This is a genomic window from Clostridium mediterraneense (assembly GCF_900091705.1).
In the GTDB taxonomy this organism is placed as follows: Bacteria; Bacillota; Clostridia; order Clostridiales; family Clostridiaceae; genus Sarcina; species Sarcina mediterraneense.
On record NZ_LT594785.1, the window covers coordinates 569,688 to 595,405 of the forward strand.

The window sequence follows — 25,718 nt, forward strand, 5'->3', positions numbered from 1 at the left end:
ATTTATTTTGTGATTGATTGGAGAAAAAAATGAGAAATATAAAAATAAAGCTAGAATATGATGGAACAGATTTTTGTGGATGGCAAAGACAACCTAAGGGTAGAACAGTTCAACAATGTTTAGAAAAAGCTATTTCAAAAGCTATAGGAGAAGAGGTTGAAGTGTTTGGTAGTAGTAGGACAGATTCAGGAGTCCATGCAAAAGGATATGTTGCAAATTTTCATACTAACTCTACAATACCAGGAGATAGATTTAAAGATGCTATAAATACAAAGTTACCAGATGATATTATTATCTTAGAATCTGAAGAAGTAGATAAAGATTTTCATGCTAGATATTTATCAACAGGGAAAACTTATTGTTATACTATATTAAATAGAAGAGAGTCACCAACTATAGGAAGAAATTATATGCTACATTATAGAGGAAGATTAAATTTAGAGGACATGAATGAGGCATGTAGATATTTTATAGGTAAACATGACTTTGAAGCTTTTAAGAGCCTAGGTAGCTCTGCTATTACTTCTGTAAGAACAGTTACAGATTTACATATAGAAAAAGAAGATGATAAAATCAAAATATATATATCAGCAGATGGATTTTTATATAATATGGTTAGAATAATAGTTGGTACATTAATTGATGTTGGAAGGGGTAAAACAAAGCCAGCTGAAATTAAAAATATATTAGAATCTAAGAACAGAAAAATGGCTGGAAAATGTGTGCAAGCACAGGGATTATGCTTAGAAAAAGTTTTTTATTAAAAATAAAGAAATAAGTTGACACGCCCGTAACCGTGTATTATAATGGTATTTGTTTGTAAGAGAAGATTGTGTATAAGGTCCGCATAAAGTGGAAGTTTTACATATAAGAACGATTAAATTTAATGAAAACTATTTGAAAAATCTAGGGAGGGAAAAAACTATGAAATCATACATCGCAAAAGCACAAGAAGTTGAAAGATCATGGTATGTTGTTGATGCTGCTGGTAAGCCATTAGGAAGAGTTGCTAGCCAAGTTGCTTCAATATTAAGAGGAAAAAATAAGCCAACATTTACACCAAACGTTGACTGTGGAGATTTCGTAATTGTTATAAACGCTGAAAAGGTTGTTTTAACAGGTAAGAAATTAGATCAAAAATTAATGAGAAAGCACAGCTTATATCCAGGTGGATTAAAAGAAACTCCATACAGAGTTGTTTTAGAAAAGAAACCTGAATTCGTATTCGAAGAAGCTGTAAGAAGAATGTTACCTAAAGGTGTTCTTGGAAGAAAAATGTTAAAGAAACTTAAGGTTAACAGAGGTGCAGAACACGCACACGCAGCACAAAATCCACAAGTACTTGAATTAAAGTACTAATATAAAGCTCGGGAGGAGGAATTCAAATGGCAAAGGTTCAATACATGGGAACTGGAAGAAGAAAAAAATCAGTTGCAAGAGTAAGACTAGTACCTGGAGAAGGTAAAGTTGTAATAAATAACAGAGAAATCGAAACATACTTTGGTTTAGATACTTTAAGAATGATCGTTAACCAACCATTAGTATTAACAGAAACAAAGGATAAGTACGATGTTTTAGTTAATGTTCACGGTGGTGGAACAACAGGTCAAGCAGGAGCTATCAGACATGGTATCTCAAGAGCTTTATTAAAAGCTGACGAAAGCTTAAAGCCTGAATTAAAGAAAGCTGGATTCTTAACAAGAGACCCAAGAATGGTTGAAAGAAAGAAATACGGTAGAAAGAAAGCTAGAAGATCATCACAATTCTCAAAGAGATAATATCTTCTTACTTTACAAGAGAGGTTTTTACCTCTCTTTTTTTATTTTTATAATTAGTATATTAATAAAATGTAAACGTGAATAGTTAAAAAATAGTAGATATATGTGAGAGAATTATTAAAATATAAAAAATATAGCTAAAATTTTAGTAAATAAGAATTTAATTTTCAAATTAAAGGAAATATTTGTATGCTGTATTAAGTTTAGGTTAAGTTAAGCGACAACTACTTAACAAAGGTATTCATATATTGTAAACTAGTAAGGGAATTAAATTTAAGATAAAATTAAATTAGTGGAGGAAAATGCCTTGAATGATAATGCAGTATTTACGATATCTACGATAATGAAGCTTGCTGGAGGATTAGGGTTATTTCTTTATGGAATGAAGATAATGGGCGAAGGCCTTGAAAATTCAGCAGGGGATAAATTAAAGGGGATTTTAGAAAAGGTTACTAAAAATCCTTTTATCGCAGTAGTAGTGGGGGCTATTGTTACTGCGGTAGTACAAAGTTCTAGTGCAACAACAGTTATGGTTGTTGGTTTTGTTAATGCAGGACTTATGAATCTTGCTCAAGCAGCAGGAGTTATTATGGGGGCTAATATAGGGACAACTATTACAGCTCAGTTAGTAGCATTTAAACTTACAGATTATGCACCTTTATTTATTGCTGTAGGTGCGGCAATAGTTATGGCGGCAAAAGCCAAGAAAAGAAGAGAACTTGGTAATATAATACTTGGATTCGGTATTTTATTTATGGGAATGGCAATGATGAGTGAATCAATGAAGCCACTTGCTAATTCTCCATTATTCTCAAGAATGGTAGTTGCTATAGGTGATAATTGGTTAATAGGAATTGTAGTTGGACTTGCTATGACAGCAGTTCTTCAAAGTTCATCAGCAACAACAGGTATTTTAATTTCACTTGCAACAGCAGGTGCTATAGATATTAAAGCAGCTCTTCCAATATTATTCGGATGTAACATAGGAACATGTGTAACAGCATTACTTGCAAGTATAGGTACAAGTATTACAGCTAAAAAAGCAGCACTTTTACATCTTTTATTTAATGTAATTGGAACTATAATATGTTTACCATTTATAGGGGTTATAGCAACAACAGTTATGAAATTAAGCGATGGAGATGTTGCAAGACAGGTAGCAAATGCACATACTATATTTAACATAGGAGCTACAGTAATAATCTTCCCATTCATTGGATTATTAATTAAAGCTGTTAATACTATAGTAAAGGGAGAAGACGAAATAGAAAAAGTTGGACCTAAATATATAGATGATAAAATACTTGAAACACCAGTTATCGCAGCTGGACAAGTTATTAAAGAAACAATAAGAATGGCTAATAAGGCTAAACATAACTTAGAACTTAGTATGAAAGCTTTTGAAAACAAAGATGAGAAACTAGTTAAGAAAGTTTATGAAAATGAAGAAATAATAAATGTATTAGAAGAATCAATAACAGCTTATTTAGTTAAACTATCTAAGCGTGATATTTCAGATAAAGAAAAGAATATAGTTACTGCAACATTCCATGTTATAACTGATATTGAGAGAATCGGAGATCATGCAGAAAATATAGCAGAACTCGCACTTCAAAGAACTGTTAAGAAGTTAGATTATTCAGAGGAAGCTTTAAAAGAATTAAGATCAGTTTATGCTGATACTATAAAATCTCTTGATACAGCAATAGAAGCTTATGAAAATAGAGATGTTGATAGAGCTGAATCAGTATATAATATTGAAATAAGAATAGATTCACAACAAAAGGAATATAGAAATAATCATATTGCAAGATTAAACCAAGGTAAGTGTAGTGCTTATGAGGGAGCTATATTCATGGATCTTTTAAGTAACTTTGAAAGAATAGGTGATCATGCTACTAATATAGCTGATAGCGTAATTCAAAATAGTAGATAAAATAGTAACAACCACAGATATTTGTCTGTGGTTGTATTTTTTGTAAGTTATCCACAGGTTAATTTTTTAGAATAACCTGTGGATAACTTTTTATTTTATTTTGTTATAAATTATCTTAATATTTTTTATATCTTTAGAAATACTAAGTAATATTGAATTAAAAATTTATGTTAAGAGGTGTAAATGTTGAAAAATAAAAGTTTTATTATGATGAGCCTAGCAATTATTCTACTTGTATTTATACCAAATAAAATGGTCTTTGCAAATCAAGATAAGGTTATTTTAATTGACCCAGGTCATGGTGGAATAGATGGGGGAGCTGTTTCTAAAAGTGGAGTTGTAGAAAAAAATATTAATTTGGATATTTCTCTTTTATTAAAGCAAAAACTTGAAGCAAAAGGTTATAGAGTAACTATGACAAGAGAAACAGATGTTGGATTGTATAAGGAAGGACAAAAAGTTAAGCAAAAGAAGAGGGAAGACTTAGAAAATAGAGTTAAAATGAAGAAGGCTACTAATTGTGATGCTTTTGTTAGCATACATCAAAATATATTCCCAGAAGCTAAATATAAAGGTACTCAAGTTTGGTATTGTTCTAATGGAACTAAGAGTAAGCTTTTAGCTGATACTATACAATCTAATGTTAAAGAGAAGATAGATAAAGATAATAATAGAGTATCAAAGCCAGCAGGAACTCAATTTAGAATATTAAGAGATAATATTGATGCAGCATCTGTAATAGTAGAGTGTGGATTCTTATCTAATGAAGAAGAGTGTAGATTACTTACAACTAAAGAATATCAAGATAAGATAGCAGGAGTTTTAGCGGATTCAATTGAAATATATTTTAATTCAGAATCAAAAGCACAAAACTAAATAGTATAAAACTTTAGAAATTTATAGATTCTAATAATAAAAAGACATGATTTTACTTATTAATCATGTCTTTTTATTTTATAAATTAATTCTTTTATTTTCTAAAAAATAATTATTAAGATAGATTTAAGTATTTTTATTTTTATATCTTTATTTATTATATATAACTCTATCTTTAAGAGAGATATCAAGAGGAACCCAAAGACTATTTCCTTTGTTTAGAATCATAGGTTTATTTCCTTTTTTAAAATAAAAGTCATTATTATTCCAAACGATTTCTTTAGATAGTCCTCCTGTAAATAAAATTCCCTCACCTTTTGTTTTATCTTTTGGATTAATAAATTGTATTACTATATTAGCAAAGCTTAATGGTTCATTTGTATCTTGATGTACATCCTCTTGCGTTACGGAGTTTATATATTTATAATGGCCATTAGTATATATAAGTCCAGTTGAGCATAAAGGTCCATATTCTATAAAAACATCACTTACAAAATTATCAGATATAAAATTTTTTTTATCAGAGTAATTTATAAAGGACAGCTTAGGAAAGTTATTAGTAGTATTAGATTGAAGAGGAACTATATCTTTGTGACTACCTATATTTTTTATTGATGCTGCTTTATAGCTACGAGAGTCAGTTTTTTTATCATAAATTTCGTATATAATATCATTCTCATATATTTTATGTAGACTAAATATATCAGAGCCAAGATATTCTATATTGTAGATTATTTTATCTTGGTTAAGATTTAGATTTTCTTTACCTGTTAGTGGAGAAACTTCTAATGCATTAGAAGGTGGATAATCTGTTTTATCTAATCTGTTATTTATAATTATCATATAGATAATTAAAATACTTATTATAAGAAGTAGTATTACTTTTATAATAAAGAAAATTTTTTTTATTTTTAATTCTTTTAAATTCATATATTACTCCCAAAGTATTGTTACATAATATTTATATTTTATAGAGTGTTTTTTTATTCAAATAAAAGATAATTTATATAAATAAAAAGGAGCTATCTTTTCAGATAACTCCAAGCTATGTATTAAATCATAGATTCAAAACCCTTACCTTTTACTTCATTAACATCTATTACTGTAATAAATGCTTTAGGGTCTATATCTAGTATTCTATTTTTTAATTCGATCATTTGTCTAGTTGTTACAAGGCAATATAACATTTTTCCGTGCTTTTTAGTATATTCACCTTCAGCTTGAAGAGAAGTAACTCCTCTGTTCATATCTATAATAATATGATCGATGACTTCTTGTTCTTTACATGTAAGAATAAGAAGAAGCTTTTTAGATTGAAGACCATTAATAACCTTATCGATTAATATACTTTGCATAGTCATAGAGATTAATGTATAAAGTGCTACTGGAAGTCCAAAGAATATTGAACCAACAGAAACAATGATAAGATTTATTATTAGTCCAAGTTTACCTATATTGAAATTAGAGTACTTTTTCTTTATAGACATTGCTATAATATCAGTTCCACCAGTTGATCCACTTCTTGAGAATACAAATCCATAACCAATTCCACAAAGTACACCACCATAAATACAATAAAGTAAAGTATCATTAGTAGCTAGTACTTTTGTAAAGTTTGATGTTATGTAAAGTGACGCTGATAATGAAATAGTACCAACCATAGAATATATAGTAAACTTTTTATCTAGCTTTAAGTAACTTAAAATAAATAAAGGTATGTTAATACATAGAACTACTATACCGGAATTCACTCCAGTTAAGTATTGGAATATAAGTCCTATACCTGTTGCTCCACCACTAAGAAGTTTAGCGTGAACTAAGAACATATTAACTCCAAGAGAAGCTATAAAACACCCTATTATTATAGTAATAATGTCAATAACTACAGTTCGGTTTTTCCTAAGATAATACATAAAAATAATCTCCTAAAAATCTATAATAAGTTACATTATATAAGATTTCAAAGAATACGCTAGTTTGATATATCTATGTATTTAAAGAAAAAAGCATATATCAGTATTTTAATGTGATAAACCTCCTAATTACTTAAAATTATTATGATTTACTATCTTAATTAATTTAAATTTAATAAATAGGTAAAATTTATATGATACTATTTTGATTATAGAATATATTTTAAAAATATTAAGGTGAAATAGGGGGAGCTATGGAACAATATACAATACTAGTTGCAGATGATGAAAAAGAAATTAGGGATGCAATTGATATATATTTAAGAAGTGAAGGGATAAAAGTAATTAAAGCTAATGATGGGATAGAGGCTTTAGAAAAATTAGAAAGTGAACCAATACATTTAGTTATTTTAGATATAATGATGCCAAGACTTGATGGTATACAAACTTGTCTTAAAATAAGAGAGACTAAAAATATACCTATAATAATACTTTCAGCAAAATCAGAAGATAGAGATAAGATATTAGGACTTAATATAGGAGCAGATGATTATGTAACAAAACCATTTAATCATTTAGAACTTGTAGCTAGAGTTAAATCTCAGCTTAGAAGATATGATAAGCCTTTAGATATAGAAAATTCATCACAGAAGATAAAGATAAAAGATATGTTTATAGATACAGTTGAGAAGAGTGTAGTTCTTAGAGGACAAAATATAAAACTTACAGCAACTGAGTATAAGATATTAGTCTTGCTTGCATCTCACCAAGGAAGAATATTTTCAATAAAAGAAATATATGAAAAGGTTTGGGGAGAAGTTTTCTATAAGAGCGAGAATACTGTAACTGTACACATAAGAAGAATGAGAGAAAAGATAGAAGCTAATTCCAAGAATCCAGAATATATAAAGGTGGTATGGGGAATTGGATACAAAATTGATAGAGAATAATGTAGAAGAGGAAAATATCAAAAGTAGTAAGGAAGTTGATCTTAAGAAAAAGTTCAAAATTTGGCTTGAAGATTTCAATCTAAGAACTAGAAGTACTGAAAATTTTATTTTATTAATGCTTATTATATCTATACCAATTTTTATTAGTATATTATTCTTTGGAAGAGATATTAATAATTATTATGTACCTAATAATCTTGCTTTGATTGATGCAGAACAGTATAGGCGTGAAAGATTAATAGCTGATGCTAAAGAGATTTCAGGATTAATACATAAGAAAAAGCCTTATTTAGAAACTCTTAGAGATAGAGAGATTTTAGATATTAATCAGGAAGCACTATTAGAGATTCAAGGTGTTTCATCTGATATAGGAGTAGTAGTTTTTGATAAAGTTTCAAATACAGCTTATTCTAATAAATCATGGTTTTATGATTTAGCGTATGATTTTTCTGATACGGATTATATTTTAGATATATTAAATAATGAGGAAAATATAATTGCTAGTAGATTAGATACATCAGATGAGTTTGAAGAAATATATTTTTCAAGGGCTGAATTATATAATAGTGAAATAAAATCAATAGTTTTATCTATTATAATAAGTGGATTTTTTAGTGTAATAGTTTTAATAATCTTATTTAAAAAATTTCATATGGTAAAGAAATTAGGTTGGAAATTATATAAAGATAGTTTTAGATGGGGATATTTATTTAAGATATATAATGCAGTTCTGACATTACTTAAAAGAAATTTAATTTTTGAGCAATTTATAAAAGATAAAGTAGTTTGGATAATTATAATTTTTGCAGTCTGTTTTATGGCTTTAACATCATTTTTTGAAACAATGGGTATTAATATTTTTCAGGATTTTTATAATGATTTAAGGTTAGTAACTATTATTTTAGTCCCAATAATTTTAGTTATACATGTAGGAGTGAAAATACTTTATAGATATGAAGCTATTGAATTTATAATGTCTAATTTAGAATCAATTAAAAAAGGTGATTTTAACATAGAGATAAGAGAAAATGATGATCCTCAAATTCAAAGGCTTGGAAAAGGAATTAATGATATAAGGATAGGATATAAGAAATCTATTGAAAAGGGTGTAGCTTCAGAAAAAATGAAAACAGAATTAATTTCTAATGTTTCACATGATTTAAAAACCCCTTTAACGTCAATAATAAATTATGTAAATATAATCCAGAGAGAAGATATAACTGAGCAGGAAAGAAAAGAATATATTGATATTTTAGATAAAAAATCTAATAGACTTAAAAATCTTATAGAGGACCTTTTTGAAGTTTCTAAAATGAATTCAGGTAGAGTTACTCTAGATAAGTATGATATAGATATAGTTCAACTTGTACATCAAAGTATGGGAGAACTTAGTGATTATAATACTGAAAAGAATATGGAATTTAAGATTAGTGGAGTAGAAGAGCTTTATTTAAATGTTGATGGTATGAGAATATCAAGAGTATTTCAAAATCTTGCTACTAATGCTCTAAAGTATGGACTTGATAATACTAGAATTTATGTTGAAATAAATGATTTAAAAAATTATGCTGAAATTTCATTTAAAAATATTTCTGCTTATGAATTAAATTTTGATGAGAAGGATATAGTAGAAAGATTTTCAAGAGGAGATAAGTCTAGAAATTCTGATATAGAGGGTTCAGGTTTAGGACTAGCTATTGCTAAGAGTATAGTTGAAATGCATGATGGAGATTTTAGGATAGAATGTGAGGGTGATTTATTTAAGGCATATGTAATACTTCCTAAAAAATAGAAGTTATATCTTGTACATGGAAATATTATGTTATATAATAATTATTATTAATAAGATAATGAGGTGAAAGGTATGAAAGCTTTATTTTTAGAATACCCAAAATGCACAACATGTAAAAGAGCAAAAAAATGGCTTGAAGAAAATAATGTAGAATTTGATGATAGACATATAGTTGAAGATAATCCTAGCAAAGAAGAATTAAGAGAGTTCTATAAAAAGAGTGGTCTAACTTTAAATAGATTATTTAATACATCAGGAATAATGTATAGAGAATTAAAATTAAAGGATAAGGTAAAGACAGCTCCAGAAGAAGAATTATTAGATATATTATCAACTAATGGAATGCTTGTAAAAAGACCATTACTTGTATTAGGTGATAAAGTTCTTGTTGGATTTAAAGAAGAACAATGGAAAGAAGCTTTAAATAAATAGTTTTTAAAAGTATTAGTATGAAATAACATACTAATACTTTTTTATTTTTACATAGAAAGTTTAACACTTTCATAAAATTATAAATATAAAGAAGTAATAGGAATTTTATTAGAGGTGTTAATTAGTGAGCGTTTATAAAATAATATATGGTAAAAATTCTAAGGCTATTTATGAGGGAGAATTTGAAGGAAATTATAGATCAGGGCTTGGAACTTTATATTATCCTTCAGGAAAAACAAAATATGTTGGAGAATGGAAAGAAGATAAACCTCATGGAGTTGGGGTTTTATTTTATGAGGGTGGAGCAAAATTTTATGAAGGGACTTGGAATAAAGGTAAAGCTAGTGGACAAGGTGTTCTTTATTTTGAAAGTGGGGATAAAGAATATGAAGGTCAATTTGAGATGAGCCAAAAATCAGGAGAAGGAAAGAGTTATTATAAAAATGGTACCTTAGAATACAAAGGGGAGTGGAAGGAAGATTTAAAGAATGGAGAAGGTAGTTTGTATAATAAAGATGGTATTTTAGAATACACTGGAGAATTTAGAAATGGCAATATATATAAGGATGAAAAAATAAATAGTAATGATAAAGATTGTTTAGCGGATGAACATAGAGTAGATGAATATAATGAGTCAGAATGTATAAATGATGTAGGGGATAGACAAAAATATATTGAAAATAGTGAAGAAATATATGAGATTAATAATCAATATTTTTCAGAAGAGGATTTTGATGAATCTAAATTTATAAAACAAGAAACTGTAGAAGAAGTTTATGAAGAAAATATAAAAAAGGCTTATGATGAGCAGGATGATTTAGAGTCAGAAAAAGGTGATAATAATTCTGATGAATATAATAAGCAAGATGATAACTATTATGATGAAAAAGATAAAGAAGAGAATTATAGTGAAGATGATGATAAGCAGGATGATGATTATATAGAAAATGAAGAAGAAAAATATGATAAGCAAGATATAGATATTAAGGAAGAGAGTAATAAAGATGAGGTTAATATAAATTACGATGATTTAATGTCTAAAAAGAATTATACCTATGAAATCAAAAATGGAAAAGGAAAGATTTATTATAATGATTATGTTATATATGAAGGAGATATAAAAAAAGGATTATTTGATGGAAAAGGGGTTCTATTTGATATTCAAGGTAAAAAGGTATATGAAGGTGAGTTTAAAGAAGGTAAAAGGAATGGAAAAGGAACTAGCTATGATATAGAGGGAAATATAATTTATGATGGTAAGTGGAAAGAAGATTTACAATGGGGAGAAGGAAAACTTTTAAATAGTAATCAAGAAAAAATATTTGAGGGAACATTCTTTAAGGGTAAACCTCTTGGAATTAATAAATATATAGAAGATACACTTGATAATATAATTAAATATGAACTTGAGCCTATGATAGCTTTAAATGAAGTGAAGGATGATATAAAGAGGCTTATAAGCTATTTAAAGGTTCAAATCCTAAGACAAAGAGTTGGTCTTAGAAGTATGCAAATACCTTATATTTATGTATTTGAAGGAAATGTAGGTCTTGGAAAAGAAGAAGTAGCAAAAATATTAGCTAAAATATATTATACTCTAGGACTTATTCCTGAATATAGCTTTATAAAAAGAGATTTAATAAAAGTACTTGAAGGTGAAGATAATTCAGAAATTGAAAAGAGTATGGACAATTATGGTGGGGGCTTAGTATATTTAAATAATTTATATTCTAATTCAGCAGAAGATATAGAAGAAATTATAAGTTGTAAGGCAGCTATTGATAATATATTAGAACTTGTAGATTATACTAATGGACATTTTATAGTTGTATTTTCAGGAGAAGAGGAATTAATTGAAACTATGCTTCATAGTGAAAAAGAATTAGAAAATTTAATTGAAAAAGGAATAGATTTCTTTGATTACTCAGTTGATGAAATGATGGACTATTTAAATAGACTTAGTGAAGTAAATGATTATAGTATTTCAAAAGAAGCTTATGATGATATTGAGGAATTCTTTGAAGATATATTAGATGATGAAAAGTATGATAATAGAAATGGTGAGTTTATACAAGAATTTTTTGATGAAATGATTAAGGAACAATGTGTAAGAGTTGATAAAGAAGGCATTAAGGATATTAAAAAGTTAAAAGAGATAAATGAAGAGGACTGTAGAAAAGCAGAGGATAAGATTTGTTTTTAAAAGAAAGGAGCTGTTTTAAATAGACAGCTCCTTTTTTATTTAGATATCTTCATCAAGTCTTATTCCATACTTTTTACACTTTAAAGATATAGTTCTATGTGTAAGACCTAAAGCTTTTCCTGTTTTATTAAATGATTTATATTTTTTTAGAGCAGCAGAGATTATTCTCTTTTCATATTCTTCAAAAGGTAGAATATTATCTTCATCTAGCTTTAAGATATCATTAGATAATTCTGTTTTTGGAAGAAGATAAGGAGGTAAATCTTGAGTAGATATTATGTTAGTTATACAAAGATTCATAGCTCTTTCCATTATATTTTCAAGCTCTCTGATATTACCTGGGAAGTTATATTCCAAAAGAATAGATAGTGCTTTGCTATCTATTGATTTTATAGAAGTACCAAGTTTAACATTCAACTTTTTAATAAAATGTTCCACAAGAATAGGAATATCAGTTTTTCTATCTTTTAATGAAGGTAGAAGAACTGATAATACATTTAATCTATAATATAAGTCTTCTCTAAATTCATTATTTATTATCATTTCTTCTAAGTTTCTGTTTGTAGCAGCTATAACTCTAACATCTATTTTCTTAGGAGCAAGGCCACCAAGACTTTCAATTTCACGTTCTTGAAGGGTACGAAGAAGTTTTACTTGCATAGAAAGTGGCATATCACCAATTTCATCTAAGAATATAGTACCACCATTAGCTATTTCAAATTTTCCAGGTTTAGATTTATTAGCACCTGTAAAAGCTCCTTTTTCATAACCAAATAATTCACTTTCTAATAAATTTTCAGGAATAGCAGCACAGTTAACTTTAACAAAAGGCATATCTCTTCTATTGCTATTAGTATGAATAAATCTAGCTATAAGTTCTTTACCTGTACCACTTTCACCTCTAACTAAAATAGTTGAAATACTTTTAGCTGCTTTTTGACATATATACATAATATCTTTAAGACTAGTTTTAGATCCAATTATCTCATCAAATGATGAATCAGAACTAATACTCTTTAAAAATTCTTCCTTATAGAAATTAAGTTCTTCCTCAGAACGTTCTAATTTATCTATAAGTTCTTTAAGTTCAGTAATAGGTCTAGAAGTAGATATAACTCCTTTAAATTTATTATCTATAAATATAGGGTCTATTTTAGAAATTATATCTATACCATCTTTAGTATGAAGTATATTATCTAATACTTTTTTATCTCTAAAGGCTTTAGCTCTATATCCATTAGGCGAAATAGAGAAAATATCTTTACCTATTATGTTTTTACTTTGATTAGGGAAGTGTTCTATATATGCAGGGTTAACATAATTTATTTTTCCATTTTCGTCAACAAAGCAGATTAGATCATTAGAGCTTTCAAGTATTTTAGTAAATTTCTCATTTATTTCTTTAAGACCAACTATATCAGAAATATCTTGTATAACAGCAATAGCTCCAATAAGTTCATCATGTGAAAAAAGAGGAGACCTATTTACTATAGTAGTTCTATTATTTATATAAAGAATTTCACCAAATTCCTTATTTTTAGTTTTTAATATATTTCCTAGTTTTGAATTAGGGATTAATTTTTTTATTGGCTTACCTATAGTATCAGAAAAAGAAGTCCCTAAAATATTTAAAGCGTGATTATTAACTTTAGTTATATTTTCATTCATATCTATTGCTAGTACACCGATAGGTAATTCATCAAAAACTTGTTCATTAGCTATAGTACTTTCATCTATAAACTTATCTATTTTAGGCATAGTATCAGGATAAGAGTTTATATAAGTATCTATATATTCAATTAAAGATTGAATTGCAAGTTTTGAAATCATTCCAACATCTTTGCAACCAATGCTTAAAATTTCATTTGTATTTACTTTAAGAGCAAGTAGACCAAGCATACTAATGCCCAACCAATCAGTATAATTTTCTTTTTTTACATATAAATTAATTTTATATTTTGAAGTAATTTCAGAAGCCTTATTGACAATCATTGCTGAAAATCTTGTATGAAGGCCGGAAGGGGTTGTTATTTTTATATTTTGATAATACATAAAACCTCCTACATTTATAATTAATAAATTAATATATTGATAAAATATATCAATATATTAATTATATGATAAAAAATATCAATAATAAAGCAATTATCTGATAAATTTTATCAAAATTAGATAAAAGGTAAATTAAGTTTAAGATAAATAAATAACAAATAGAAATGAGTGGGAATAAATGGATTTAGACAACATATAATTTAGGGTAGAAACATAATATAGTTAATATAAAATGTTAAAAAGAAAAATTATATGTAAACTATATTAACAACAGAAAAACTAAATATAATTTGGCATATAAATTGCTAATTATAAATAGTGTAATAAATAGATTAAAAATTAAAAGTTTTTTTTATAAATAATTTAAGGTATTAGTAAAATTTAAAGATAAGTTTAAGGAGGAGTTACATAATGAAAAAAGGTATTGCAGCTTCAAAAGGATATGCTATAGGAACAGTTCTAATTCAAAAACATGAGGAAGTTATTATAACTGATGAAAAGATTACAGATATAGAGGCAGAAAAAGCTAAACTTGCTAAAGCTTTAGAAGCATCAAAAGCTCAATTACAAGTAATCAAAGAAAAAGCAGCTAAGGAAATGGGTGCTGAAGAAGCAGAAGTATTCGAAGCTCACTTAACATTATTAGATGATCCAGAATTTGCAGGGGCTATGGACATGGCTATTGAAACAGAACAATTAAATGTTTTAAAAGCTATTGAAAATACAAGAAATACATTTGTTATGATATTTGAATCAATGGATAATGATTATATGAGAGAAAGAGCAGCTGACTTAAAGGATGTATCTAACAGAATCATTGCTAATGCTGCTGGAGTTTCAGTTAATCCATTTGAAAATGCTAAAGAAAATACAGTAGTTGTAGCTCATGACTTAACACCATCAGATACAGCACAATTAGATAGAAGCAAAGTTGTTGGATTCTTAACAAATATAGGTGGTAGAACATCTCACTCAGCTATTATGGCTAGAACATTAGAAATTCCAGCTGTAGTTGGTATTGGAGATATTACAACATCTGTTAAAGATGGAGATACAATAATTGTTGATGGTATAGAAGGCTTAGCTATCATTAATCCAAGTGAAGAAGTAGTTAATGAATATATAGCTAAGAAAGAAGCTTTTAAAGCTGAACAAGAAGAATTAAAGAAATTAATAACTGTTAAAACAGTTACTAAATCAGGTAAAAGAGTAGAAGTTTGTGGAAACATTGGTAAGCCAGAAGATATAGATCAAGTTATGGCTAACGGTGGAGATGGAGTTGGATTATTCAGAACAGAATTCTTATATATGGATAGAGATAATGCTCCAACAGAAGAAGAACAATATGAAGCTTATAAGTATGTTTTAGAAAAAGCAGAAGGTAGACAAGTAGTTATTAGAACTCTTGATATCGGAGGAGATAAAACACTTCCATACTTACCATTACCAGAAGAAATGAATCCATTCTTAGGATATAGAGCTATTAGATTATGTCTTGATAGAAAAGAAATCTTTAAGGTTCAATTAAGAGCTTTATTAAGAGCTTCTGTTTATGGAAAGCTTGCAGTAATGTTCCCAATGATTTCAGGGCTTGAAGAATTTGAAGCAGCTAAAGCTGTAGTTGAAGAATGTAAACAAGAATTATTAGCTGAAGGAATTAAGGTTTCAGAAGATATTCAATGGGGTATCATGGTTGAAATTCCAGCAGCGGCAGTTATGGCTGATGAACTTGCAAAGCATGTTGATTTCTTCTCAATAGGAACAAATGACTTAATCCAATATACATTAGCAGCAGATAGAATGAGTGAAAAAGTATCATACCTTTATAATCCAATGCACCCAGCTGTATTAAGATTAATAAAGATGACAATAGATGGAGCTCACAAACATGGTAAGTGGGTTGGAATGTGTGGAGAAATGGCTGGAGATGAAGCAGCTATCCCAACACTTGTTGAATATGGTTTAGATGAATTCTCAATGAGTGCAACATCAATGCTTACAGCTAAGAAAATAATAATGGAACAAGAATAATATATGAAAGGTTGTCCTTTTAGGACAACCTTTTATTTATAATTACATATTTAGATATATATTTAAAAAGAAGAATTAAATTTGTCTATTTACAGAAGATAAAAAAGTAGACTAGATTCAGAAAATATATGTAAAAATGTGGTATACTATTAAACATATAAGATTTTTGTGAATTAGGTGATTAGGTGAAGGAAAGTAAAAAGTGGAGTTTAGTTGTAGGGGCTATTTTTATAATATATTATGTATTTCTTTTATTTCTTCAGGGTGTTACATTATTTGATTCTGTATTTTTATTGATAGGAAGTACATTTGTATCACTTTATTTTTTAGAGAAAAGATATGAATATAGAAGATATAGAGATGAATTTTATAAATTTAAAAAAAGAGTTATCATATTTTTTTCAGTATGTTTAAGTTTCTTTATTTTTGTAGAGGGAAGCATGGTGATATTTGCAATGACTAAGACTAAAGATAAATCGGATATTATTATGGTTCTAGGAGCAGGGCTTGATGGTGATCAAGTCTCAAAAAGTCTTAAAAGTAGACTTGATGGAACTATAAAATATTTAAAAGAGAATGATGATGGAGAATATATACTTTTATCAGGTGGTAAGGGAGATGATGAATTAATTTCTGAAGCAGAAGCAATGAAGAGATATTTAGTTAATCATGGTATTTCTGAAGAAAGAATAATTTTAGAAGATAAATCAACTTCAACCTTTGAAAATTTTAAGTATTCTAAAGATATAATAGAAAGTAAAACAGGTAAATTTATAGATGAAGTTAAGGTTAGAGTTTTTACTAACTCATTCCATTGTTTAAGAAGTTATTTTTTAGCTAAAAGACTTGGATATGGTGAAGTTTATATGGAAGGGACTAAAACTCCACCGTCTGTTATACCTCTTTATTATACAAGAGAAGTGTTAGCTCTTGGAAAGTCTATACTGTTTGATAAATAAGAAAAATACAGAATTAAGGAGAACTTTGTCGTATTAGAGATGAAGTCTCCTTTTTTATTTTAACAAATAGTTAATTTTTACAAAAATAGATTTTATACGCAAAGGAGTTGCTATAATTATTGTATTAAGGTGTAGAGGTGAAAAAGAGGTGTAGTTATGAAGGAGTCTAAAAAAGTTTATGAGAAAGCAGTGAAATATTTTCATAATGGAGATTTAGAAAAAGCTTTAAAAGTCTTAGAAGAGGCTATAGCTATAAATATGAAAAATTCAGCAGCTCTTAATCTAAAAGGAATGATTTTCTATTTAATAGGAAAAGGAAAAGATGCAGAGGCTACTTGGCAGATAAATGTTGATTTTAATGATGATGATATAGCAAAATCATATATAAAAGCTTATAAGGAAGATGTACTTAATGAGAATGAAAAAAAGTATAGAACTGCTTTAATTAAGATAAAAGAAGTGAAGATTAGAGAAGCAGTAAAGCTTTTAAAAGAAGCAAGTGTAAGTGACTTTAACATAATAAATGTAAGGAATGCTTTATCATATTGCTATATAAAGCAAAGAAATTTTACTATGGCAAGAGAAAATATAGTAAAAGTTTTAGAAATGGATAGTAAGAATAAAGTAGCTAAAGAAAATTTAGAGATAGTAAATAAACAAGGTGAATATTATAGGGTGGAAAAAAAGCCACTTAATAAAAAGAAAATTATAATAGGTTCAGCAACAGTTGTTGGAATTATTATGGGTGGAGTATTAATAAATTCTATAGGAGTTATTGATGGTAATAGTAAAAAAACAACTGAGACAGTAATAGCTAAGAAGGAAGATAAGAAGCAAGAAGTAGTTAAAAAAGAAGAGCCTAAAAAAGAAGAAGTAGAAAAGAAAGTTTTTGATATTGAGGAGCTTAAAATTGCTATAAGCGATAAAGGGTATGAAGATATAGAGAAACTTATTTTATTAGCTGAAAAAGAAAATTTATCAAAAGAAGAGAAAAAAGTTTATGAAGAAGCTAAAACTCTTATAAGTTCAAATGGAGCAGAATATTTTTATCATAAAGGTGTAAAGCAATTTAAATCTAAGAATTTTGGGGAAGCTAAAGAGAGATTCTTAAAAGCCTATGATTATTCTGAGGAAAATTATTTAAAGAAGCATATAACTTATATGCTTGCAGTGTCTTATGAAAAGTTAAAAGATAATGAAAATGCTATTAAGTATTATGAAGCTTATTCAAAAGAAAATAATAATGAAGAGGAGGGGTATTTAGCGGAAGTTTTATATAAGCTTGCTACTTTAAATGAGTCTAGGGATAAAGAAAAAAGCAAAAAATTTGCTAGAAGGCTTAGAGATCAATTTGATGATTCTATATATAACAATGAAAAAATAGAATCTATATTAAATAACTAAAGCTAGGAAGTGAGTTTATGATAAAAATTATAAAAGGAGCAGAAGTTTATAGTCCAAAGTATCTTGGAGTTAGGGATATAATTATAGCTAATGATAAAATAGAAGGAATTTATGAAAATGTTAATATACCAGATAAATTTATAGATATTGAAGTAATTGATGCAAGTGGAAAAATAGTAGTACCTGGGTTTGTTGATTCTCATGTGCATATTATTGGTGGAGGAGGAGAAGGTAGTTTTAAAACTAGAACTCCAGAATTACAATTAAGTGAGATAATAAATGCGGGTATTACTTCTTTAGTGGGCTGTATAGGTACAGATGGAATATGTAGAGATATGAGAACTCTTTTAGCAAAAGTTTATGGATTAGAAGAAGAAGGAGTTAGCTGTTATTGTTATACAGGTTCATATGAATTTCCGGTAAAGAAAACTTTAATGGGGTCAGTTAAAGAAGATATAACTCTTGTAAAAAATATTATAGGACTCGGAGAAATAGCTTTATCAGATCATAGAAGTTCACAAGGTACTTATCAAGAATTTGTTAACCAAATAGCTCAAGCTAGAGTTGGTGGACTTTTATCAGGAAAATCTGGTGTTGTTAATATACATTTAGGCGAAGGTGCAAGAAAGATGAATTATATCTTTAAGATGCTAGAAGAAACTGAGATACCAGCAAGACAAGTACTACCAACTCATGTTAATAGAAGTAGAAAACTTATGGAAGAGGGGATAAAACTTACAAAATTAGATGGAGTTATAGACCTTACTACTTCAGGAAACCCAAAATATATAACAGAAGATGAATTTAGAGCTGGAGAAGGACTAGTTTATCTTTTAAATAATAATGTTCCTATAGAAAATATAACTTTTTCATCTGATGGTAATGGAAGTGACCCAGTATTTGATGATGATGGAAATTTAATTGGTCTTGGAGTATGTTCTGTTGGAACTTTATTTAGAGAGGTAAAATATGCTATAGACAAAGGTATATCACTAGAAGATGGCTTAAAAGTTATAACATCTAATGTAGCTAGTGTTTTAGGACTTTCAGATAAAGGTGAAATTCAAAAAGGTAAGGATGCAGATTTAGTTATTTTAACTAAAGAAGAGCTTGAAATTGATGGAGTAATAGCAAGAGGAAAAGTTCTTAAAAAAGATGGAGTTAATATTGTAAAAGGAACTTTTGAATAAATAATTTAATTAATGGTTTGAAATATTACAGAAGATTATATGGATAGATTAGGAGGTTTATATATTATGAAACATAAATATAGTGGTTTTGAAAAAGAGGTTCTAGAAAGTAAAGGGACAGTTTTAGTAGATTTTTGGGCAAATTGGTGTGAACCTTGTAAACTTACATCTCCAATATTAGATGAACTAAGGAATGAATTAAAAGAAGTTAAATTTGTAAAAGTAGATATTAATGAAGAATCAGATGTACTAGATGATTATAATGTGACAAGTATACCTACTTTAATGCTTTTTAAAGATGGAGAGCTTAAAGAAAGACTTGTTGGTTTTAGAAAAAAAGATGATTTAAGGTCTACTATAGAAAAATATATAGATTAATAAAAAAAGTAGGAGCATTAAAGCTCCTACTTTTTTTAAATTTCGAAAAATACATGTCTTCCGATATTTTTTACGTTTTTCTTTTCTACACCTTTCATCCAGGTGCAAGTAGCTATGGCTGGATTATAATAATATAGTGCCTTATTAGTAGGATCATTACCTCTAATGGCCTCCATAACAGCGTTATAACTATCACTATTGGGGACAACATTAATTTCTCCATTTACTACACAAGAGAAAGCATTTTTTTGTTTAATAACACCTTCAACTGTATTTGGAAAATTAGGGTCGATTACTCTGTTTAAAATAACAGAAGCAACAGCAACCTTACCTTTATAAGGTTCACCCTTACTTTCGGCATAAACAATCTTTGCCATAAGATTTATATCATTTTGAGAAAGTTCTATAGATTTATTATTGCTCTTAAATACTTGAACTACCGATTCATGCTCAAGATATAAATCTTTAGTTGAGTATGTTGGTTCCAGATAAGTAGGAATTAATTTTTCTATTGAACTTGGTTTATTTATATTCTCGATTTTGTTTGCTGCATTAAAAGTTCCGATTTCTTGTCCATTAGCCTTAGGGCTAATAAAATTAGTGATAATTAGTAAGCTACAGGTTAAGAAAAAACTAAAATAATATTTTGTTTTCATAGAAACCTCCTTTTGTAACTCTGTACCTTGAGTAGTGTAACCAAAAAGAATCTTTTAATACCTAAATTAGTTTTTTTGTGCTTTTAATTGTATTTAGTTGATAATTTTTGGAATGATATTATTGACTTATTTAGAGTTTTATAGGAGGTCTTAGCCTTGTTATATAAGTCTTTTTTAGGATTTTTACTCACCTCAGAAATTAAGTAATCTCTCATTTGATTTATATAAATTTCATAGTTATTAAATATATCAAGCATTGCTTGAAAATAATCTTGATATCCATCAGGAATTGATAAAGAATGAAGTTCTATATTTAATTTATTAAATTCCTCTATTTTTTCGTTAACAGATTTTAAAACAGGCTCAAGAGTTCTATTATCTTCTTTAACTAACTTTATTATTTCAAATAGGTCTTCATTAAGAGGAGCAAATTCAGTATAGATATAATCAATATTTGTTTTAAAACTTGCGTTCTGATGTAATGTTATGTCACTATCTCTATTTAACTTAATAAGCTCATTTATATAGTTTAAAGATTTTGAGATTAGTGTTTTTTTATCATCTTTTAAATTAAGTTCAATTTCATAATTTTTAAGCTTTTTAAAGGAATCTTCTAGCTCACTCTTGGATTTTAGTACTTTTTTATTATTTTCTATTAATGAAGGACTATTGATATTTTCAAGAGTATATATTATATTTTTATAAAATTCTATATTTTTATTAATACTACTTATTAGAAGTGCTTTTTGCTCTTTTAAATCATCTGAAACTTTAATGTTATTTGTTTCTTGAATTAAAGTATCTAGTTTAGAGATATTTTTATCAAAAGATTCAATGAAACTTTTGGCATCTATATTATTTTTATTACTTGTTTGTATATTTATGGAGTTTACTTCATTACTTATATTTTTAAGTTCTTTAAAGCTATTTGGTTTAATAATAGTTTTTATTGTTAGTATTACAAGTAGTGATATAAGTAGTAGAAAAGTTATTGTGAATGGATTAGAAATAAAGCTTTTAAATTTTTTAGTATTCATTTTTCCCTCCTATGTAAATTGTTTATTTAAATATATGAAAGGGAAGTAATTTTAATTACAATAAATTATGTAAATATGAATATTGAGTTATATTTTTTAAAAGATTTTTAGTGTATAATTATAAATAGTATCGCAAAGAGGTGAAAATGATGCAGGAATTGGAGTTTTTATTTAATATTACAAAAAGCAGCATCTCAATATGGGCTATTATAGACATATTAGTAGTTGCATATATCTTCTATAAAGGTTATAAATTAATACAAGAAACAAGAGCAGAACAACTTTTAAAGGGAATTCTTCTTATTTTGTTATTAATACCTATAAGTCATTTTTTAAGATTAAATACATTGAATTTTATTCTTACAAAAACACTTACAATAGGGGTTTTATCTATGGTTATTATCTTCCAACCAGAGATAAGAAAAGCTTTAGAACATATAGGAAGTAGTACATTCAACGATTTACATATTTTAGCTGATGATGAAGAGCTTGAGCATGTGGTTGATGAACTTGTAGAAGCAGTATCTAATATGGCAGCTACAAAAACAGGTGCTTTAATAGCATTAGAACAAAAAACGGGCCTAGATGATTTTGTCAAAACAGGTACACAAATAGATGCTGTAATTACTGATTCTTTAATAGAAAATATATTTGTTAAAAATACTCCTCTTCACGATGGGGCAATGATTATAAGCTACGATAGAATAGTTGCAGCTGGTTGCGTTTTACCTTTAACTAATAATTTAAATATAGATAAGCTTCTAGGAACAAGACATAGAGCTGCTATAGGGCTTTCAGAAGCATCAGATGCTCTTATAATTGTTGTGTCAGAAGAAACAGGTAATATATCATTAGCTGTTAAAGGAAGGCTTACAAAAAACTATGATAAAGAAAAGCTTAAAAATATGCTTCTAAGAATAATGAGAAATAGAAGAGATAAAGGAAGCAGATCACTCAAAGGAAGGGTAGAAGAATGGGTAACAAAGCTAAGAAGAAAGAAATATTAATAAAGGTAATATGTATTTTACTTTCATTTGGACTTTGGTTATATGTAAATAATATTGAAAATCCAAAAAGGGAAATAGTAGTTGCAAATATTCCAGTTGAAATAGTTGGTTCTCAAATATTATCACAATATGGATTAGCCTTAGCTCCAAATCAAGATATAACAGTAAGTCTTAAAGTTGAAGGACCTTCTTCACAAATTTATAAGATAAATAAATCACAGTTTAAATTATTTGCAGATTTAGGTGCTTATGGATTAACTGCTGGAGAAAATAATATTCCAGTTGAGATTGCAAGTGCACCAAATGGAGTTGTAATACAAAATAATTATCCACTTGTAAAAATTAAATTAGAAGCCTTAGAAAAGAAGACTATGCCCATTTATTCAGAAATAAATGTTAAGAATTCAGCAGGTACTTATGTTAAAAAAGTAAATATAAGCCCAGCAACGGCAGTTGTAGAAGGACCTGAAAGTCTTGTCAATGAGGTTACAAAGCTTGTTATAAGAGAACAAGTTGATAATGTTAATAGTGCAGAAGTTTTAAATCTACCAATAATAGCTTTAAATTCAGCAAATCAAGTGGTTAATGGAGTGACTATAAATCCAGCAACAGCAAATGCTTTAATTAATGTGGAAAAAGGTACAACAGTTCCAATAAAGGTTGAAACAACAGGGGAATTACCTAATGGTATAAGTTTAAAGAGCATAATACCTAGTGTACCTTCAATAGAAATTGTAACAAATCAAAAAGGAGCTGCACCTATAACATCAATTAGTACAGAGCCAATTAATTTATCTAACATAACAGGAAGTACTGATATTCCAGTTAAACTTAAGTTACCAGCAGGTGTAATTAATTTATCAGGAAGTAATACTATAAATGTTAGAATTAATGTAAATAAAGCTATGAGCAAAACAATATCTGTACCTATAGAAATGATTGGAGAAAATGAAAATTATAAGTATGCACTTTCACAAAGTAGTGTAGAGGTTATTTTAACAGGTTCAGAAAAAGATTTAGAAGCTGTTGATCCAAGTAAAATTACTTGTCAGGTAAATGTTTCAGAACTTACAAGTAGTGGAGATGTAAACTTAGTTATAAATAATCCTTATACTAATGTAAAGGTAAATCAAACTCTACCAGCGGCAGTAGGAGTTACTGTTACTCCAATAGTAAAGCCAGTAGAGCCAACTCCACCAGAAAATAATCCAGATGGAACAGATAATGAGACAAAACCTGAGATTAAGAATCCAGTAAAACCAACAGCAAGCGCAAAAAAAGCTACTTCATCAAATGATAAAAAGACTACTTAATATTTAAATAAAATAATTAAAATAATCCTTGGATATATATTTAAATTTTTCAAGGATTATTTTTTTTTAGAATGGATAAATGATGTTATAATAATAAGCAGTGAATCTACTAAGGATATAAATTAGGAGGTAGTTTATGACAATTAGAATAAATAATATAACTCTTTCTATTCAAGAAGGAGATGAAGTTCTAAAGAAAAAAATAGCTAAAAAATTAAGAATGCCTGAAAATAAAATAGGTGATTTTAAGATAGTTAAAGAATCTTTAGATGCAAGAAAGAAAAATGATTTAAAATTTAATTATGCTATAGATATAGAAATGAAAGATGAGGAAGCTTTAGTAAATAAGCTAAAAGACCCTAGTGTTAGAATAGAAAATGCTAGTTATACAGATGATTTTGTATATGGTGAAGAAAAATTAAAAACAAGACCTGTAGTTATAGGAATGGGACCAGCAGGTTTATTCTCAGCGTTACTTCTTGCTAGAAAAGGCTATAAGCCAGTTGTGTATGAAAGAGGAGAAGATGTGGATAACAGAAGTAAGACTGTGGATAAGTTTTGGGAAACTGGTATTTTAAACAAAGAATCTAATGTTCAATTTGGAGAAGGTGGAGCAGGAACTTTTTCAGATGGAAAGCTTACTACAAGAATTAAAGATAATAGATGTGAATACATACTTAAAACTTTAGTAGAACATGGGGCCCCAGAAGATATTTTATATAGAGGAAAACCTCATGTTGGAACTGATATATTAAAAGGTGTAGTTAAAAATATTAGAGAAGAAATTATTTCACTTGGTGGTGAAGTTAATTTTAACTCAAGATTTGAAGGTTTAACTAAAGAAAATGGAAGAATTAAGAGTATTATAGTAAATGGAAAAGAAATAGAAGCAGATAATGTTGTTCTAGCTATTGGACATAGTTCAAGAGATACTTATGAAATGCTGTATAAAGAAGATGTATTTATGACAGCAAAACCATTTGCTATTGGAGTTAGAATAGAACATCCTCAAAAAGAGATTAATGCTAACCAATATGGAGAATTTGCTAATCATCCAAAATTAAAAGCAGCTGAATATAGACTTACATATCAAAGTAAAGAATTAAAAAGAGCGGTTTATTCATTTTGTATGTGTCCAGGAGGAGTTGTTGTTGGAGCAGCTTCAGAAGAAGGCAGACTTTGTGTAAATGGAATGAGTTATCATGCTAGAGATAAAGAAAATGCTAATTCAGCTTTAGTTGTTACAGTAGGACCAGAAGATTATGGTTCAGATCATCCACTTGCAGGTATGATGTTCCAAAGAAAATATGAAGAACTTGCTTATAAATTAGGTGGTTCAAATTATAAAATACCTGTTCAATTAGTTGGAGATTTCTTAGAAGATAGAGTTTCAACAAAGCTTGGAAGAATAACACCTTCAGTAGCTCCAAACTATGTATTTAGAGATTTAAGAGAATGTTTACCTCCATATGTAATTGCAGCTATTAAAGAAGCAATACCTGATTTTGATAGAAAGATTAAAGGTTTTGGAGATAAGGATAGTGTTATGACAGGAATAGAAGCTAGAACTTCAGCTCCTGTAACTATGAAGAGAGATGAAAGATTTGAAAGTATAACACTTGCAGGACTTTATCCAACAGGAGAAGGTGCTGGCTTTGCAGGTGGAATTATTTCAGCAGCTGTTGATGGTATAAGAGTAGCTGAAAAGATTATGGAAAAATACGCACCATTAGTTTAATTACAAAAAGAGTTATCTTAATAGAGATAGCTCTTTTTTTATTTTTGAATAATAAAGAAATTTTAGGAAAATA

General features: G+C 28.0%; 22 protein-coding genes. 17 read left to right on the forward strand and 5 right to left on the reverse strand.

Translation table 11 applies throughout. From position 1 onward, the window contains the following. Positions 1-29 precede the first annotated feature (29 nt). The 5 genes from truA (at position 30) to cwlD (ending at position 4,590) form a co-directional block, all read left to right on the forward strand. A complete protein-coding gene (truA, locus tag BN8917_RS04730) occupies positions 30-764 on the forward strand; it encodes a tRNA pseudouridine(38-40) synthase TruA (protein ID WP_066871340.1) in 735 nt (244 codons plus the stop codon). 160 nt (positions 765-924) lie between these two features. Next, complete coding sequence (rplM, locus tag BN8917_RS04735) at positions 925-1,359, forward strand: 50S ribosomal protein L13 (protein ID WP_066871343.1); 435 nt, start codon at positions 925-927, stop codon at positions 1,357-1,359. A 26-nt stretch (positions 1,360-1,385) separates the two neighbouring features. Then, positions 1,386-1,778: a 30S ribosomal protein S9 gene (gene rpsI / locus BN8917_RS04740; RefSeq protein WP_066871347.1), complete on the forward strand. Its 393-nt coding sequence runs from the start codon at positions 1,386-1,388 to the stop codon at positions 1,776-1,778. Positions 1,779-2,121: 343 nt separating this feature from the next. Then, on the forward strand, positions 2,122-3,714 hold the full coding sequence (locus BN8917_RS04745) for a Na/Pi cotransporter family protein (RefSeq protein ID WP_066875378.1): 1,593 nt from the start codon (positions 2,122-2,124) through the stop codon (positions 3,712-3,714). Positions 3,715-3,897: 183 nt separating this feature from the next. Beyond that, positions 3,898-4,590 (forward strand): N-acetylmuramoyl-L-alanine amidase CwlD, encoded by a 693-nt coding sequence (gene cwlD, locus BN8917_RS04750; protein WP_066871350.1) that lies wholly within the window; start codon positions 3,898-3,900, stop codon positions 4,588-4,590. A 150-nt stretch (positions 4,591-4,740) separates the two neighbouring features. On the opposite strand, the gene BN8917_RS04755 is transcribed toward cwlD, so the two are convergent. Then, on the reverse strand, positions 4,741-5,520 hold the full coding sequence (locus BN8917_RS04755) for a DUF3048 C-terminal domain-containing protein (protein WP_066871352.1): 780 nt from the start codon (positions 5,518-5,520) through the stop codon (positions 4,741-4,743). Positions 5,521-5,642: 122 nt separating this feature from the next. Beyond that, the gene (locus tag BN8917_RS04760; RefSeq protein WP_066871355.1) at positions 5,643-6,503 is read right to left on the reverse strand and encodes a YitT family protein; all 861 of its coding nucleotides are present in this window, start codon (positions 6,501-6,503) and stop codon (positions 5,643-5,645) included. A 254-nt stretch (positions 6,504-6,757) separates the two neighbouring features. Here BN8917_RS04760 and BN8917_RS04765 point away from each other — a divergent pair, with 254 nt between their 5' ends. The 4 genes from BN8917_RS04765 to BN8917_RS04780 all read left to right on the forward strand — a co-directional run bounded on the left by BN8917_RS04765 (position 6,758) and on the right by BN8917_RS04780 (position 11,880). Further along, a complete protein-coding gene (locus BN8917_RS04765) occupies positions 6,758-7,453 on the forward strand; it encodes a response regulator transcription factor (RefSeq protein WP_066871358.1) in 696 nt (231 codons plus the stop codon). Further along, positions 7,428-9,245, forward strand: coding sequence for a sensor histidine kinase (locus BN8917_RS04770; RefSeq protein ID WP_235829979.1), 1,818 nt, complete (start codon positions 7,428-7,430; stop codon positions 9,243-9,245). The genes BN8917_RS04765 and BN8917_RS04770 overlap by 26 nt, the downstream gene beginning before the upstream one ends. Before the next feature lie 72 nt (positions 9,246-9,317). Next, the gene (locus BN8917_RS04775; protein ID WP_066871361.1) at positions 9,318-9,677 is read left to right on the forward strand and encodes an arsenate reductase family protein; all 360 of its coding nucleotides are present in this window, start codon (positions 9,318-9,320) and stop codon (positions 9,675-9,677) included. Positions 9,678-9,801: 124 nt separating this feature from the next. After that, on the forward strand, positions 9,802-11,880 hold the full coding sequence (locus tag BN8917_RS04780) for a hypothetical protein (protein ID WP_066871365.1): 2,079 nt from the start codon (positions 9,802-9,804) through the stop codon (positions 11,878-11,880). A gap of 39 nt (positions 11,881-11,919) precedes the next feature. Here BN8917_RS04780 and BN8917_RS04785 read toward each other — a convergent pair whose 3' ends face one another. Further along, positions 11,920-13,932, reverse strand: coding sequence for a sigma 54-interacting transcriptional regulator (locus BN8917_RS04785; RefSeq protein ID WP_066871368.1), 2,013 nt, complete (start codon positions 13,930-13,932; stop codon positions 11,920-11,922). Between the two features lie 411 nt (positions 13,933-14,343). Here BN8917_RS04785 and ptsP point away from each other — a divergent pair, with 411 nt between their 5' ends. The 5 genes from ptsP to trxA all read left to right on the forward strand — a co-directional run bounded on the left by ptsP (position 14,344) and on the right by trxA (position 19,894). After that, positions 14,344-15,963, forward strand: a complete 1,620-nt coding sequence (ptsP, locus tag BN8917_RS04790) for a phosphoenolpyruvate--protein phosphotransferase (protein WP_066871371.1) — start codon at positions 14,344-14,346, stop codon at positions 15,961-15,963. 185 nt (positions 15,964-16,148) lie between these two features. Beyond that, entirely contained in the window at positions 16,149-16,922 is a 774-nt protein-coding gene (locus BN8917_RS04795) for a YdcF family protein (RefSeq protein WP_066871374.1), read from the forward strand. 156 nt (positions 16,923-17,078) lie between these two features. Beyond that, positions 17,079-18,326: a tetratricopeptide repeat protein gene (locus BN8917_RS04800; protein WP_066871377.1), complete on the forward strand. Its 1,248-nt coding sequence runs from the start codon at positions 17,079-17,081 to the stop codon at positions 18,324-18,326. A gap of 17 nt (positions 18,327-18,343) precedes the next feature. Then, a complete protein-coding gene (iadA, locus tag BN8917_RS04805) occupies positions 18,344-19,516 on the forward strand; it encodes a beta-aspartyl-peptidase (RefSeq protein WP_066871380.1) in 1,173 nt (390 codons plus the stop codon). Positions 19,517-19,582: 66 nt separating this feature from the next. Next, positions 19,583-19,894, forward strand: a complete 312-nt coding sequence (gene trxA, locus BN8917_RS04810; RefSeq protein WP_066871384.1) for a thioredoxin — start codon at positions 19,583-19,585, stop codon at positions 19,892-19,894. A gap of 35 nt (positions 19,895-19,929) precedes the next feature. Here the strand turns inward: trxA and BN8917_RS04815 are convergent, their stop codons facing one another. Then, positions 19,930-20,550, reverse strand: a complete 621-nt coding sequence (locus BN8917_RS04815; RefSeq protein ID WP_066871387.1) for a cell wall hydrolase — start codon at positions 20,548-20,550, stop codon at positions 19,930-19,932. Positions 20,551-20,633: 83 nt separating this feature from the next. Continuing rightward, positions 20,634-21,587 (reverse strand): hypothetical protein, encoded by a 954-nt coding sequence (locus BN8917_RS04820; protein WP_066871390.1) that lies wholly within the window; start codon positions 21,585-21,587, stop codon positions 20,634-20,636. Between the two features lie 149 nt (positions 21,588-21,736). Between BN8917_RS04820 and cdaA the strand changes: the two genes are divergently transcribed. From cdaA to BN8917_RS04835, 3 genes are all read left to right on the forward strand, one after another. Continuing rightward, positions 21,737-22,594, forward strand: coding sequence for a diadenylate cyclase CdaA (gene cdaA / locus BN8917_RS04825; RefSeq protein ID WP_066871393.1), 858 nt, complete (start codon positions 21,737-21,739; stop codon positions 22,592-22,594). Next, the gene (locus BN8917_RS04830; RefSeq protein WP_066871396.1) at positions 22,561-23,907 is read left to right on the forward strand and encodes a CdaR family protein; all 1,347 of its coding nucleotides are present in this window, start codon (positions 22,561-22,563) and stop codon (positions 23,905-23,907) included. Before cdaA ends, BN8917_RS04830 begins: the two co-directional genes overlap by 34 nt. Positions 23,908-24,043: 136 nt before the next feature. Next, positions 24,044-25,645: an NAD(P)/FAD-dependent oxidoreductase gene (locus tag BN8917_RS04835; protein ID WP_066871399.1), complete on the forward strand. Its 1,602-nt coding sequence runs from the start codon at positions 24,044-24,046 to the stop codon at positions 25,643-25,645. Positions 25,646-25,718: the final 73 nt, after the last annotated feature.

Bases quoted from the DNA above. Each gene is read 5' to 3' on its own strand.
- truA (WP_066871340.1), top strand. From the start codon at position 30: ATGAGAAATATAAAAATAAAGCTAGAATATGATGGAACAGATTTTTGT.
- rplM (WP_066871343.1), top strand. From the start codon at position 925: ATGAAATCATACATCGCAAAAGCACAAGAAGTTGAAAGATCATGGTAT.
- rpsI (WP_066871347.1), top strand. From the start codon at position 1,386: ATGGCAAAGGTTCAATACATGGGAACTGGAAGAAGAAAAAAATCAGTT.
- BN8917_RS04745 (WP_066875378.1), top strand. From the start codon at position 2,122: ATGAAGCTTGCTGGAGGATTAGGGTTATTTCTTTATGGAATGAAGATA.
- cwlD (WP_066871350.1), top strand. From the start codon at position 3,898: ATGTTGAAAAATAAAAGTTTTATTATGATGAGCCTAGCAATTATTCTA.
- BN8917_RS04755 (WP_066871352.1), bottom strand. From the start codon at position 5,520: ATGAATTTAAAAGAATTAAAAATAAAAAAAATTTTCTTTATTATAAAA.
- BN8917_RS04760 (WP_066871355.1), bottom strand. From the start codon at position 6,503: ATGTATTATCTTAGGAAAAACCGAACTGTAGTTATTGACATTATTACT.
- BN8917_RS04765 (WP_066871358.1), top strand. From the start codon at position 6,758: ATGGAACAATATACAATACTAGTTGCAGATGATGAAAAAGAAATTAGG.
- BN8917_RS04775 (WP_066871361.1), top strand. From the start codon at position 9,318: ATGAAAGCTTTATTTTTAGAATACCCAAAATGCACAACATGTAAAAGA.
- BN8917_RS04785 (WP_066871368.1), bottom strand. From the start codon at position 13,932: ATGTATTATCAAAATATAAAAATAACAACCCCTTCCGGCCTTCATACA.
- ptsP (WP_066871371.1), top strand. From the start codon at position 14,344: ATGAAAAAAGGTATTGCAGCTTCAAAAGGATATGCTATAGGAACAGTT.
- BN8917_RS04800 (WP_066871377.1), top strand. From the start codon at position 17,079: ATGAAGGAGTCTAAAAAAGTTTATGAGAAAGCAGTGAAATATTTTCAT.
- iadA (WP_066871380.1), top strand. From the start codon at position 18,344: ATGATAAAAATTATAAAAGGAGCAGAAGTTTATAGTCCAAAGTATCTT.
- trxA (WP_066871384.1), top strand. From the start codon at position 19,583: ATGAAACATAAATATAGTGGTTTTGAAAAAGAGGTTCTAGAAAGTAAA.
- BN8917_RS04815 (WP_066871387.1), bottom strand. From the start codon at position 20,550: ATGAAAACAAAATATTATTTTAGTTTTTTCTTAACCTGTAGCTTACTA.
- BN8917_RS04820 (WP_066871390.1), bottom strand. From the start codon at position 21,587: ATGAATACTAAAAAATTTAAAAGCTTTATTTCTAATCCATTCACAATA.
- cdaA (WP_066871393.1), top strand. From the start codon at position 21,737: ATGCAGGAATTGGAGTTTTTATTTAATATTACAAAAAGCAGCATCTCA.
- BN8917_RS04830 (WP_066871396.1), top strand. From the start codon at position 22,561: ATGGGTAACAAAGCTAAGAAGAAAGAAATATTAATAAAGGTAATATGT.
- BN8917_RS04835 (WP_066871399.1), top strand. From the start codon at position 24,044: ATGACAATTAGAATAAATAATATAACTCTTTCTATTCAAGAAGGAGAT.